Source organism: Terrabacter sp. P2_E3 (genome assembly GCF_056403915.1).
The window spans coordinates 78619-92587 of the sequence record NZ_JBFUEN010000010.1 but is presented as its reverse complement, the minus strand read 5'-3'; the positions used below and the strand labels follow the sequence as shown (position 1 = coordinate 92587).

The 13969-nt window shown below is 71.2% G+C and carries 10 protein-coding genes; all 10 read left to right on the top strand.

Annotated features, from left to right (window positions below; translation table 11 throughout):
* Positions 1-96: 96 nt before the first annotated feature.
* Entirely contained in the window at positions 97-1242 is a 1146-nt protein-coding gene (locus AC1DW8_RS15205) for an acyl-CoA dehydrogenase family protein (RefSeq protein ID WP_020144477.1), read from the top strand.
* Positions 1242-2018 carry an SDR family oxidoreductase gene (locus AC1DW8_RS15200; protein WP_056775872.1) on the top strand — a complete coding sequence of 259 codons (777 nt, stop codon included), beginning with the start codon at positions 1242-1244 and terminating at the stop codon, positions 2016-2018. The genes AC1DW8_RS15205 and AC1DW8_RS15200 overlap by 1 nt, the downstream gene beginning before the upstream one ends.
* Positions 2019-2184: 166 nt before the next feature.
* Positions 2185-3249, top strand: a complete 1065-nt coding sequence (locus AC1DW8_RS15195; RefSeq protein ID WP_478095062.1) for an iron-siderophore ABC transporter substrate-binding protein — start codon at positions 2185-2187, stop codon at positions 3247-3249.
* On the top strand, positions 3246-4292 hold the full coding sequence (locus AC1DW8_RS15190; RefSeq protein ID WP_056775876.1) for a FecCD family ABC transporter permease: 1047 nt from the start codon (positions 3246-3248) through the stop codon (positions 4290-4292). The genes AC1DW8_RS15195 and AC1DW8_RS15190 overlap by 4 nt, the downstream gene beginning before the upstream one ends.
* Entirely contained in the window at positions 4289-5386 is a 1098-nt protein-coding gene (locus AC1DW8_RS15185) for a FecCD family ABC transporter permease (RefSeq protein WP_056775879.1), read from the top strand. The genes AC1DW8_RS15190 and AC1DW8_RS15185 overlap by 4 nt, the downstream gene beginning before the upstream one ends.
* Position 5387: 1 nt before the next feature.
* Positions 5388-6239, top strand: a complete 852-nt coding sequence (locus AC1DW8_RS15180; protein ID WP_478095059.1) for an ABC transporter ATP-binding protein — start codon at positions 5388-5390, stop codon at positions 6237-6239.
* Positions 6236-7237, top strand: coding sequence for a siderophore-interacting protein (locus tag AC1DW8_RS15175; RefSeq protein ID WP_478095058.1), 1002 nt, complete (start codon positions 6236-6238; stop codon positions 7235-7237). Before AC1DW8_RS15180 ends, AC1DW8_RS15175 begins: the two co-directional genes overlap by 4 nt.
* A 181-nt stretch (positions 7238-7418) precedes the next feature.
* Positions 7419-9590, top strand: coding sequence for a glycogen debranching protein GlgX (glgX, locus tag AC1DW8_RS15170; RefSeq protein ID WP_478095056.1), 2172 nt, complete (start codon positions 7419-7421; stop codon positions 9588-9590).
* The gene (gene treY, locus AC1DW8_RS15165) at positions 9587-12016 is read left to right on the top strand and encodes a malto-oligosyltrehalose synthase (RefSeq protein WP_478095054.1); all 2430 of its coding nucleotides are present in this window, start codon (positions 9587-9589) and stop codon (positions 12014-12016) included. Before glgX ends, treY begins: the two co-directional genes overlap by 4 nt.
* Complete coding sequence (treZ, locus tag AC1DW8_RS15160) at positions 12013-13836, top strand: malto-oligosyltrehalose trehalohydrolase (protein WP_478095053.1); 1824 nt, start codon at positions 12013-12015, stop codon at positions 13834-13836. Before treY ends, treZ begins: the two co-directional genes overlap by 4 nt.
* The last annotated feature ends 133 nt before the right edge of the window (positions 13837-13969 follow it).

Genomic DNA, 13969 nt, shown 5'->3' with positions numbered 1-13969 from the left:
TGACAGCATGCCGCAGGGGAGGGAAACTAAGCAAGCGCTTAGTTACCGACGGGTACCAGCGCATCGCACCCGTGAGCACGCCCGATGGAGGACGTTATGCCCCGCAACATCTACGACGAGGACCACGAGGCGATGCGCGCCTCCGCGCGCGAGTTCGTCGCCCGCACGCTCGCGCCGCGCGCCGAGGAGATGATCGAGGGCAAGTCGATCCCGCGCGACATCTGGCTCGAGGCCGGCAAGCAGGGCTTCTTCGGCCTCGACATCCCCGAGGAGTTCGGCGGCGCCGGCGTCGACGACTACCGCTTCAACGCCGTCGTCGCCGAGGAGATGTCGCGCTTCAACGCCGCGACGAGCTCGTGCTTCGGCATCCACTCCGACGTGTGCCCGCCCTACATCGTCGACCTCGGCACCGAGGAGCAGAAGCAGCGCTGGCTGCCCGGCATGGCGAGCGGTGAGCTCATCTGCGCCATCGCCATGACCGAGCCCTCCGGTGGCTCCGACCTCGCCGCGCTCAAGACGACCGCCGTGCGGGACGGTGACTCGTGGATCCTCAACGGCTCCAAGACCTTCATCACCAACGGCTACCAGGCCGACCTCGTCATCGTGGCGGCGCGCACCGACCCGTCCAAGGGTGCCAAGGGCATCACGCTGCTCATGGTCGAGCGCGGCATGGAGGGCTTCGAGAACGGCCGCAAGCTCGACAAGGTCGGCATGGACGAGTCCGACACGGCCGAGCTCTTCTTCGAGAACGTCCGCGTTCCCGACGAGAACCGCCTCGGCCCAGAGGGCATGGGCTTCATCTCGATGATGCAGCGCCTCCCGCAGGAGCGCGTCGGCGCCGCCGTCTCCAACGTCGCGCACGCCAAGGCGATCCTCGAGGAGACGATCCAGTACGCCAAGGACCGCAAGGCGTTCGGCCAGCCGATCGGCGCCTTCCAGCACAACAAGTTCCTCATGGCCGAGCTCGTGACGAAGATCGAGGTCGCCGAGGCCTACGTCGACGACTGCATCGCGGCCCACGCCGAGGGCAAGCTCTCGGCCGTCGACGCCGCCAAGGCGAAGTGGTGGAGCTCGGAGGTGCAGAACGACGTGCTCGACCACTGCGTCCAGCTGCACGGCGGCTACGGCTTCATGAACGAGTACCGCGTGGCCCGCGCCTGGCGCGACGCCCGCGTCACGAAGATCTGGGCCGGCTCCAACGAGATCATGAAGGAGCTCATCGGCCGGGACCTCGGCTTCTGATGGCGGCCGACGCACGCGGCGGGCGCCACGAAGGTGCCGTCGCGATCATCACCGGTGCCAGCCGCGGGATCGGTCTCGGCATCGCCGAGCGCCTCGTCGCCGAGGGGGCCAAGGTCGTCATCACGGCGCGCAAGCCGGACGCGCTCGCCGAGGCGGTCGCCACGCTCGGCGGTCCGGAGCACGCCCTCGGCATCGCCGGCAACGCAGCCGACGAGGACCACCAGGACGAGGTCATCAGCGCGGCGCGCGAGACGTTCGGCGGGCTGCACCTGCTCGTCAACAACACCGGCATCAACCCTGTCTACGGGCCGATGCTCGACACCGGGCTCGACATCGCGCGCAAGGTGCTCGACGTCAACGTCGTCGCCGCCTTCTCGTGGATCAAGAAGGCCGTCGCGGCCGGGCTCGGCGACGAGGCCCATCCGGGGTCGGTCGTCAACCTCGCCTCCGTCGCCGGCCAGGGCGCGAGCGGCGTCATCGGCTGGTACGGCGTGTCCAAGGCGGCGCTCATCCACCTGACGACCGAGCTCGGCTACGAGCTCGGTCCCGACGTGCGGGTCAATGCCGTGGCCCCCGCGGTCGTCAAGACGAAGTTCGCCGAGGCGCTCTACGAGGGGCGCGAGGAGAAGGTCGTCCGCGCCTATCCGATGAAGCGCCTCGGCCTGCCCGAGGACGTCGCGGGCGCCGTCAGTTTCCTGCTGAGCGGCGACGCGTCGTGGGTCACCGGTCAGACGCTGACGATCGACGGTGGCGTCACCCTGGGTGGCGCCCTCTAGGAGATTCGTTCCGCCGCAAGGCGATTCGACGACGACGTATGCCGTCCGGCCCCGTGCGAGCGCACGGGGCCGGACGCATGCCGGGTCGGGTTTGACATCAGTTAGGTGAGGCTTACTAAGGTAAGCCTCACCTAATGTTTCGTCGACTCGACAGAGAGATCCCACCGTGTCGCGACTTCGCACCGCCCTCCTCGCCGCCGTCGCCGCGGCCCTCGTCCTCGCCGGCTGCACCACCGGACCCACCGGGGGCTCCGCCCCGACCCCCGCGGGCGCAGCAGCGGCAGGGTCCGGCGCCACGGGAGCCGACCCGACGGCATACCCCGTCACCCTGAAGGACGCCTTCGGGACGGCCACCATCACGAAGGAGCCGCAGCGGGTCGTCACCCTCGGCTGGTCGGACGCCGACCACGTGGCGGCGCTCGGGGTGGCCCCCGTCGGTGCCCCCAAGGTGACGTGGGGCGGCAACGCGAACCTCTCGACGGACTGGTTCGACGCGCAGCTGGCCACCTTCGGCGGCACCGCGCCGACACGCTTCGACGACGCCGACGGCAACCCCGTCGAGGAGATCGCCCGGCTGCAGCCCGACCTCATCCTCGCGACGAACTCCGGCATCACGAAGGACGAGTACGACAAGCTGAGCAAGCTCGCACCCGTCGTCGCCTACCCGGAGGTCGCCTACGGCACGCCGTGGCAGGACTCGCTCGAGACGATCGGGAAGGCGCTCGGGCGCTCGAAGCAGGCGGCTGCCGTCGAGGCGAAGACCGTCGGGGCGCTCGAGGCGGCCAAGGCGAGGTACCCGCAGCTCGCCGGCAAGACCTTCATCTACGGCTACGTCGCCCCGACCGACCTGTCGCAGATCGGCTTCTACACCCCGAGCGACCTCCGGCCGCAGATGCTGACCGAGCTCGGCATGAAGAACGCGCCGGTCGTCGAGGAACAGGCCAAGGGCTCCAAGGAGTTCTACCTGACCGTCAGCGCCGAGCGTGCCTCGACGCTCGAGGCCGACGTCTTCCTCACGTACATCACCGAGGACTCCGAGGTCGGGGTCATGAGGAAGGACCCGCTCGTCGGCCAGGTGCCCGCGATCAAGGCGGGTGCGCTCGTCGCGACGAAGGACCAGAAGGTCGGTCTGACGATGAGCTCGCCGACGCCGCTGTCCATCCCCTACATGACCCGTCTCTTCGTGCCCCTCGTGGCGGCCGCGGCCGACAAGGCCGACGCCGCCCGATGAGCGCCACCCAGACCGCAGCACGGGAGGAGCGGGTGGCCCCCGGCGAGGCGACCCTCCCCGGGCTCGCAGCCCTCCTGCTCGCCCTGCTCGTCGTGCTCGTCATGGCCGTCGTCGCGTCGATCGTGCTGGGATCCACAGCGATTCCTCTCGGCGACGTCGTGCAGGTGCTCACGGGCCACGGCGACGGCGTGGCCGACAGCGGCATCGTCGAGGCCCGCGTCGCCCGGACGGTCGTGGGCGTCCTCGTCGGTGCGGCCCTCGCCGTCGCGGGCGCGGCGATGCAGGGGCTGACCCGCAACCCTCTCGCCGACCCGGGACTGCTCGGCGTCAACGCCGGCGCCGGACTGGCCGTCGTCGTGGCGATCTCGGTCTTCGGCGTCGGCTCGCTCAGCGGCTACGTCTGGTGGGCGATGGCCGGTGCCGGCCTCGCGGCCGTCCTCGTCCACGCGCTCGCCGGGCTCGCCGGTGGTGGATCGCCCCTGCGCCTCACGCTCGCCGGGGCCGCCGTCGCGGCTGGTCTCGCGAGCTGGTCGTCCGGGCTCCTCGTCTCGAGCAAGCAGTCCTTCGACTCCTTCCGCTTCTGGCAGGTCGGCACCATCGGGGGCCGGGGGCTCGACCTCGTCGTCACCGTGCTGCCGTTCTTCGCCGTGGGGCTCGTCGTCGTCCTCCTCGCCGTGCGCCGGCTCAACGCCCTCGCGCTGGGCGACGACCTGGGCCGCGGTCTCGGCGAGAACGTCATCCTCGCCCGGGCCACCGTCGCCGTCGGCGTCGCCGTCCTCTGCGGCGCCTCGACCGCGCTCGCAGGGCCGATCGGCTTCCTCGGCCTCGTCGTGCCGCACGTCGCCCGCTCCGTCGTCGGCCCCGACCACCGGCGGGTCATCCCGGTGTGTCTCGCCGCCGGGCCGATCCTGCTGCTCGCCGCAGACATCGTCGGACGGCTCGTGGCCCGGCCGAGCGAGGTGCAGGCCGGCATCATGACCGCTGTCATCGGCGTGCCCTTCTTCGTCGTGCTCGTGCGCCGCGGACGGATGGCGAGCCTGTGACCGCCGACGTGCTCACCCCGACCGGGGCCTGCGCCGACCCGCGTGCCGTTGCCGCGGAAGAACCCGCCGACCTCGCCCGCGTCGTGCGAGCCCGCAGGCGTCCCGCGCGTCGGGTGCGCCTCGTCATCGCGACCCTCGCGGTGGCTGCCGTCGCCGCCGTCCTCGTCCGCGTGCTCCTCGGCGACTACGTCGTCGCGCTCACCGACCTGCTGCCCATCCTCCGGGGCGAGGCGCTCCCCGACGCTCCGGGCGCCTCCTTCATCGTCATGGAGGCCAAGCTGCCGCGTGCCCTGCTGGGGCTCCTCGCGGGTCTGGCGTTCGGGGCGGCGGGTGCGATGTTCCAGACCACCTTGCGCAACCCGCTCGCGAGCCCCGACATCATCGGCATCAGCGTCGGCGCGTCCGCCGCATCAGTCATCGCCCTGACCTTCCTCGACGCGCAGGGCCTCTGGCTGCCGGCCGCAGCCCTCGTCGGTGCGGTGGCCGTCGGCCTGCTCATGCATGCCGTCGGTCGGGGGACCACGCTCGCCGGCCAGCGCATGGTGCTCGTCGGCATCGGCGTCGCCGCCCTCCTGTCGAGCGTCATCCAGTTCGTCATGACGCGCACCTCGATCCAGGACGCGCAGGCTGCCCTCGTCTGGCTCACCGGGAGCCTCGCACGCGCCACGTGGCCCGTCATCGGGATGCTCTCGGTCGCGGTGCTCGTGCTCGCGCCCCTGCTCGCGGTGTGCGCGCGGTGGATGCGGCTCGCCGAGCTCGGGGACGACCTGTCGGCGACCCTCGGGGCGCCCGCAGGTCGGGCTCGTCTCGGGCTCGTCGTCGCCGTGGCCCTCGCCGCCGTCGCGACGAGCGCGACCGGTCCCATCGCGTTCGTCGCCTTCCTGGCAGGGCCGATCGCGCGACGCCTCTGCGGTGGGCGCCCCTCGCTGTGGGCGGCGGCGCTCATCGGGGCCGTCGTCGTCGTGCTGTCGGACTTCGCCGGTGACTACCTCATCCCCGACGTCAACCTCCCCGTCGGCGTCGTCACGGGCGCCCTCGGCGCACCCCTCATGCTCGCGGTCGTCGTCACCGCGGGCCGAGCCGGAAAGGCCTGACATGACCTCCACGACCTTCGCCCCCACCCCGGTGGACGGCACGGCCCTGCGTGCCCGCGACCTCACCCTCTCCTACGACGGTCGGCGGGTCGTCGAGCACCTCGACCTCGACGTGCCGGCGGGCAGGATCACCGTCGTCGTCGGGCCCAACGGCTGCGGCAAGTCGACCCTCCTGCGCGGGCTCGCACGTCTGTTGCGCCCCACCGAGGGCAGCGTCCACCTCGCCTCCGACGGCGCCCACGACGACGTCTGGTCGCTGCGGCCCAAGGGGTTCGCCCGCCACGTCGCGCTCCTCCCGCAGAGCCCGCCCGTGCCCGAGGGCATCACCGTCGTCGACCTCGTCGGCCGCGGCCGGCACCCGCACCGCAAACTGGTCCGCCGGTGGTCGCGGGCCGACGACGAGGCTGTCACCAGGGCCATGCGGGCGACCGGGACCATCGAGCTCGCCGAGCGACCCGTCGACGAGCTGTCCGGCGGCCAGCGACAGCGCGTGTGGATCGCCCTGACCCTCGCCCAGGAGACCGACGTCGTGCTCCTCGACGAGCCCACGACCTACCTCGACCTCGCGCACCAGGTCGACGTCCTGGACCTGTTGCGCGACCTCAACCGCAGCCGGGGGACGACCGTCGTCATGGTGCTGCACGACCTCAATCTGGCGGCCCGCTACGCCGACCACGTCGTTGCCCTGCGCGACGGCCGTCTCGTCGGCAGCGGCGCGCCGGCCGACCTCGTCGACGAGGAGTTCGTGGCGCAGGTCTTCGGCCTCCGCAGCCGTGTCATCGCCGACCCCGTCACCGGCTCGCCGCTCGTCGTGCCCACCTCCACCCACCACCAGAGCGGAGCCACCTCGTGACCACCACCGCCGTCAGCCCCGTCCTGCTCCTGACCGCCGTCGTCCGACGGGTCGAGCGACTCAGTCCGTCCTTCGTCCGGATCCGTCTGGGCGGCAACGGTTTCGAGCACCTCGGCCCCGAGGGGCCCACGCTCGACCAACGCGTCAAGCTGCTCATCCCGTCGCCGGGGAGGCCGGCGCCGAGCGCGCTCCTCGACCCCGACGGGTGGTATGCCGCGTGGCTCGCGCTGCCGGAGGCCGACCGTGGTCACCTGCGCACCTACACGGCCCGCGGCGTCGAGGGGGAGGGCGACGACCGCCAGCTCGTCGTCGACTTCGTGCTGCACGGTCACGGCCCGCTCGGCGCGGCCAACCCGCTCGGCGCAGGCGGCGCGGCTGCCGGTCCCGCCGGCACGTGGGCGGCGCGAGCCGCCGTCGGCGACGAGGTCGGCCTGCTTGCCCCGCGCCGCGGTCACGAACACGCCTTCGGAGGGATCGAGTTCGACCCGGGCGCCGCGGGGCGACTGCTCCTCGTCGCCGACGAGACGGCCTTGCCTGCGCTCGCGTCCATCGTCGAGTCCCTGCCGGCTTGCACCCGGGGCGTGGCCGTCGTGGAGGTGCCGGACGCCACGGACTTCCTCGACGTCCGCTTCCCGGCCGGGATCCAGCGTCACTGGATCGCTCGCGGGGCCCGCCCCAGGGGCGAGCAGACCCTCGCCGTGCTGCGCGAGCGCCTGGACCTGCACCCGGAGCGTGCCGTCGCCGACGCCTCGTCCCTCGGCCCATCGACCGACCTCGACGACGCCGTGTGGGAGACGCCGGCCCACAGCTCCTCGGGTGACGACGTCACGGCATCCCGGCGGGCGCGGCCCCGACCAGGCGATCGCGACACGTATGCCTGGGTCGCCGGCGACTCCGACACGGTCAAGGCCTGTCGGCGCCTCCTCGTGGGCGAGGGAGGCATGCCCCGTCCGCAGGTCGCCTTCATGGGGTACTGGAAGCAGGGACGCTCCGGCTGAGCAGCGCCTTTCTCCACCCCGCCCGGACGGCGCGTCGCGGCACGGCGCGCCGACCGGCATACGGCCGCTTGCGCTCGACGGGCCCGGGCAGGGGAGAATGCGCTGTGCGGCCACCGTCGTCCGCAGGTCGCCACGCCGTGGCGCCGCGGCGTTGCCGCGACCGAACGACGGAAGAAGGTCCATGGAGATCTGGCCGGGCAAGCCCTACCCACTCGGAGCGACGTACGACGGCTCGGGGGTCAACTTCGCCGTCTTCTCCGAGGTCGCCGAACGTATCGAGCTCTGCCTGCTCGACGACGACCTGAACGAGACGCGTTTCGACCTGCCTGAGACGGACGGCTTCGTGTGGCACGGCTACGTGCCCTACGTGCAGCCCGGGCAGCGCTACGGCTTCCGCGTGCACGGACCCTACGACCCCGCGAACGGCCACCGCTGCAACCCGAGCAAGTTCCTCCTCGACCCGTACGCCAAGGCGATCGAGGGCCAGGCCGAGAACGACCAGTCGCTCTACTCGTACACCTTCGGCGACGCCAAGGCAGCGACGACGACGAAGATCAACACCGACGACAACGTGCGCCACACGATGCACTCCATCGTCATCAACCCGTTCTTCGACTGGGGCGACGACCGCCCGCCGCGCCACGAGTACCACGAGACCATCATCTACGAGGCCCACGTCAAGGGCCTGACGATGCTTCACCCGGAGATCCCGGAGGAGATCCGCGGCACCTATGCCGGCATCTCGCACCCGGCGATGATCAAGCACCTGAGCGACCTCGGCATCACCGCCATCGAGCTCATGCCCGTGCACCAGTTCGTCCAGGACGCGCCGCTCGTCGACCGCGGCCTGTCCAACTACTGGGGCTACAACACCATCGGCTTCCTCGCCCCGCACAACGAGTACTCCGCCGGTGGCCAGCGCGGGCAGCAGGTGCTCGAGTTCAAGGCCATGGTCAAGGCGCTGCACGCGGCGAACATCGAGGTCATCCTCGACGTCGTCTACAACCACACGGCCGAGGGCAACCACATGGGCCCGACGCTGGCCTTCCGCGGGCTCGACAACAACAGCTACTACCGCCTCGTCAGCGACGACCTCAGCCACTACTACGACACCACGGGCACGGGCAACAGCCTCCTCATGCGCAGCCCGCACGTGCTGCAGCTGATCATGGACTCCCTGCGCTACTGGGTCACCGAGATGCACGTCGACGGCTTCCGCTTCGACCTCGCCGCGACGCTGGCCCGCCAGTTCCACGAGGTCGACAAGCTGTCGGCCTTCTTCGACCTCATCCAGCAGGACCCGGTCGTCAGCCAGGTCAAGCTCATCGCCGAGCCGTGGGACGTCGGCGAGGGCGGCTACCAGGTCGGCAACTTCCCGCCGCTCTGGACCGAGTGGAACGGCAAGTTCCGCGACACGGTGCGCGACTTCTGGCGCGGTGAGGGTGGTGCCCTCGGCGAGTTTGCTTCTCGTTTCACCGGATCCAGCGACCTCTACGAGCACTCGGGCCGCAAGCCGATCGCCTCGATCAACTTCGTGACGGCGCACGACGGCTTCACCCTGCGCGACCTCGTGTCCTACAACGACAAGCACAACGAGGCCAACGGCGAGGGCAACAACGACGGCGAGAGCCACAACCGCTCGTGGAACTGCGGTGTCGAGGGGCCGACGAACGACCCGGTCATCCGCGACCTGCGGCTGCGCCAGCAGCGCAACTTCCTCACGACGCTGCTCTTCTCGCAGGGCGTGCCGATGATGCTGCACGGCGACGAGCTCGGTCGCACGCAGGGCGGCAACAACAACGGCTACTGCCAGGACAACGACATCTCGTGGATCCAGTGGGTCCTCGACGAGGACGACCAGAAGCTCCTCGTCTTCACCCAGTCGCTCGTCAAGCTGCGGCGCGAGCACCCGGTGTTCCGGCGCCGCCGGTTCTTCGCCGGCAACGCCGACCACGGTGGCGAGAGCGAGCTCGGCGACATCGCCTGGTTCACGCCCGAGGCACAGCACATGGACGAGGAGGCCTGGAGCAACGGCCTGGCCAAGTCGCTCATGATCTTCCTCAACGGCTCGGCGATCCCCGAGCCGGACCCGCGCGGCCAGCAGATCCTCGACGACTCGTTCCTCGTGATGTTCAACGCCCACGACCAGCCGCTGACCTTCACGCTGCCCGACGAGGAGTACGGCGCCGAGTGGATCCCGGTCATCGACACGGCCCTGCACGAGGTCGAGGCCAACCACCTCGACGCCACGTGGCAGATCCAGGTGCAGCCCCGCAGCATCGTCGTGCTGAGGTGCCCGCGCGAGATCGTCTCGCCCATCATCCCGGGCGTCACGGAGGAGGCCACCGCGTGAGGTATGCCAGCGCACCCGTCTCGACCCACCGGCTCCAGCTCGAGCCGGACTTCACCCTCGACGACGCGCTCGCGCAGGTGAAACACCTTGCGGCACTGGGGATCACGCACCTCTACCTGTCGCCGATCCTGCAGGCCACCGTCGGATCCAAGCATGGCTACGACGTCACCGACCACACGTCGGTGGCGGCAGGGCTCGGCGGCGACGCCGGCTTCGCCCGCCTCGTCGAGGCCGCCCACGAGGCCGGGCTCGGCGTGGTCGTCGACGTCGTGCCCAACCACATGACGACACCGACGCCGCTCTCGCTCAACCGCCCGCTGTGGTCGGTGCTCCGCGAGGGCCGGCAGTCGGCATACGCCACGTGGTTCGACGTCGACTGGGACGCCCAGGACGGGCACCTCCTCATGCCGGTGCTCGGGGCGCCGCTCGACGAGGTTCTCGCAGCGGGGGACATCTCCGTGGGGGAGCACGAGGGTGAGGCGGTCGTGCAGTACTACGACCACGTCTTCCCGCTCGCGCCCGGCACGGACCCGCGGCTGCCGATCGGTGAGCTGCTCGACGCCCAGCACTACCGCCTCGCGTCGTGGACGGTCGGCGACTCCGAGCTGAACTACCGCCGCTTCTTCGACGTCACGTCGCTCATCGCGGTGCGGGTCGAGGAGCCCGAGGTCTTCGACGCCACGCACGCCCTCCTCGTCGACGGGATCCGCTCCGGCGCGATCGACGGGCTGCGCATCGACCACCCGGACGGCCTCGCCGACCCCGAGGGCTACCTCGAGCGACTCGCCGAAGCGACCGGTGACGCGTGGATCGTCGTCGAGAAGATCCTCGAGGGCGAGGAGCACCTGCCGCACTCGTGGCGGACGGCAGGCACCACCGGCTACGACGCGCTGCTGCGCATCGGCGGGCTCTTCGTCGACCCCGCCGGGGCCGAACCCCTCGACGACCTGTCGACCGAGCTGCTCGGAGAGCGGCAGGACCTCGGGGACATCGTCACCGAGTCGAAGCGGTGGGTCGTCCAGGTCATGCTTGCCACCGAGGTGAGCCGGCTCATGCGACTCGTCGCGCGGGCGCGGCCGGACCTCGAGGAGGTCGCCGCTCGCGAGGTGCTCGAGGCGATGCTCGTCGGCATGGACCGTTACCGCGTCTACATCCGCCCCGGCCACCCACGCGAAGGTCTGTCGGCCGAGCCGCTCGAGCTTGCCGTCGTCGAGGGAGCCGGATCCCGCTACGACTCGCTCGACCGCGCGTGCGTCGAAGGTCTCGTCGACCTCGCCCTCGGCGAGGGGGACTCACAGGACGACCCGGCGCGCGACGAGTTCGTCGTGCGGTTCCAGCAGACGTGCGGTCCCGCCATGGCCAAGGCGATCGAGGACACGGCGTACTACCGGTACGTCCGGCTCGTCGGGCTCAACGAGGTCGGCGGCGACCCGACCCGGGTGGGCCTGCCGACGTCCGCCTTCCACGGGTTCGCCGAGAACCTGCTCGGTGAGTGGCCGCAGTCGATGACGACGCTCTCGACGCACGACACGAAGCGGTCCGAGGACGTGCGGGCGCGGCTCTTCGTGCTCGCGGAACGACCGGAGGCGTGGGCGACCTGGGTGCGCGCGGCACGAGAGCTGGCGACACCGGTCCGCGCCCAGGAGCTCGACACGCTCACCGAGTACTTCCTCTGGCAGACCCTCGTCGGGGCGTGGCCGATCAGTGAGGAGCGGCTGCAGGCCTACGCGCTCAAGGCGATCCGCGAGTCGAAGCTCTTCACGCGCTGGACCGAGCCGAACGAGGCCTACGAGTCGGCGGTCGAGCGGTTCGTCTCGGGCGTCGTCACGACACCGGAGATCGTGGCCCACGTCGAGGACTGGGTCGACTCGACGGGGCGCGAGACGCGTGCCAACGTCCTCGGCCAGAAGCTCGTCCAGCTGACGATGCCGGGCGTGCCTGACGTCTACCAGGGGACCGACCTCGTCGACCTGTCGCTCGTCGACCCCGACAACCGGCGGCTCGTCGACTACGACGACCGTCGCGACCGGCTCGCCCGCCTCGACGGCGGCGGTGCCCCGGCGGACCTCGACGACGAGAAGCTGCTCGTCACCACGGCCGCCCTGCGCACGCGCCGCGAGTGGCCCGAGTGCTTCACGGGTGAGGACGCAACGTATGTCCCGGTCGCGACGGGCTCCGAGCACGCCGTGGCCTTCGGTCGGGGCACGGGCGACGACGTGGAGGTCGTGACCGTGGTGACGCGGCTCGCCGGCCGGCTCGCCGACGCCGGCGGCTTCGGGGACGCCACCCTCGACCTGCCCGAGGGGCGCTGGTCCGACGTCGTGTCCGCGCGCACCTTCGACGGTGGGCGCACGCGCCTCGCCGACCTCGTCGGTGACGACGGCCTGCCCGTCGCGCTGCTCGTGCGGGTACGGGACGAGTCATGACCCCCGAGAGCCTCAGCGTCTGGGCGCCATCAGCGTCACGGGTCGACGTCGTCCTCGCCCGGGTCGACGGGTCCGGCGCCGAGCCGACCTCGGCGGCGCAGCGGCACGCCATGACCGCCGGCGACGGCGGCTGGTGGACGTGGCCGCGCCCGGACGACGTCACCCTGGACTACTCCTTCAGCATCGACGGAGGCGACCCCAGGCCCGACCCGCGGAGTGCCTGGCTGCCGCACGGTGTCCACGCGGCAAGCCGCACCTTCGACGCGGCGGCTCACACCTGGGGTGACGCTGAGTGGCGCGGCACCCGTGACGGCCGTGGCGTCCTCGGCGGCGTCGTCTACGAGCTGCACATCGGGACGTTCACGCCGGAGGGCACCTTCGACGCGGCGATCGCCCACCTCGAGCACCTCGTCGAGCTCGGAGTCGACATCGTCGAGGTCATGCCCGTCGCCGCCTTCGCCGGCACACACGGCTGGGGCTACGACGGGGTCGCGCCGTATGCCGTCCAGCAGACGTACGGCGGCCCGGCAGCCTTCCAGCGTTTCGTCGACGCGTGCCACGTCCGGGGCCTTGGCGTGTGCCTCGACGTCGTCTACAACCACCTCGGTCCCACCGGCAACTACCTCGCCGAGTTCGGGCCCTACTTCACCGACACCCACACGACGCCATGGGGGCCCGCCGTCAACCTCGACGCGGACGGCAGCCACGAGGTGCGCCGCTGGGTCGTCGACAACGCCGTCCGGTGGTTCCGCGACTTCCACGTCGACGCGCTTCGGCTCGATGCCGTGCACGAGCTGCGCGACACGTCCGAGCCGCACATCCTCGCCCAGCTCTCCGGCGAGACCGCTTCTCTCGCAGACGAGCTCGGCCGGCCACTCGACCTCATCGCCGAAAGTGACCTCAACGACGCCGTCATGGTGACGCCCACCGCCGAGGGCGGCCGCGGCATGACGGCCCAGTGGGACGACGACATCCACCACGCCCTCCACGTCGCCCTGACCGGCGAGACGCAGGGCTACTACGCCGACTTCGCCGGCGGCAACGAGGCGTGGCCCGAGGGCGGCGCCATCTCGGTGCTGGCCAAGACACTCACCGACGCCTTCCTGCACGACGGTCGGGTCTCCACCTTCCGGGGCGAGCGCTGGGGCGCGCGGGTCGACCCCGAGACGCGCTCGGGGCACGAGTTCCTCGCCTACCTGCAGACCCACGACCAGGTCGGCAATCGCGCGACGGGTGACCGCATCAGTGACCAGGTCTCGCCCGGGCAGCAGGCGATCGGCGCCGCCCTCTACCTGCTCTCCCCGTTCACGGCCATGGTCTTCATGGGCGAGGAGTGGCGTGCGAGCACGCCGTTCGCGTTCTTCACCTCCTTCGAGGAGGAATGGCTGGCCGACGCGGTGCGCTCCGGCCGACGTGCCGAGTTCGCCGCCCACGGGTGGGACGAGGCCGATGTCCCCGACCCCCAGGACCCCGCGACCCGGGCGCACAGCGTGCTCGACTGGAGCGAGCCGAATGCGCCGGGCCACAACGAGATGCTCCACTTCTACCGTGAGCTCATCAAGGTCCGGCGCACGCAGCCGGACGTCGCCTCGGGTGACCTGCGTGCCACGACGGTGACCTTCGACGAGACTGCCCGCTGGATGATCCTGTCGCGCGGGTCGGTGCACGTGGTGGCCAACCTCGCGGGCCGCGCCGGCGTCGTCCCGTTCGCGGGCGAGGTCGAGCACGTGCTCGCCTCGTGGGGGCGGTCGCCGATCGTCGACTCGCACGGTGTCAGCCTCGACGGCCACGACGTCGCCGTCCTGCGCACGACCGCCTGACCTCAGACGCCACACGAGTGGCCGCCACGTCTCCCTGGTCCCACCACCAGCAGCTCGAGTGGCCGCCACGTCCCTCTGGTCCCACCCTCGGTGGTAGGCGTGGTGTCAAGAGGTCACTCGAGTGAGACCGAGC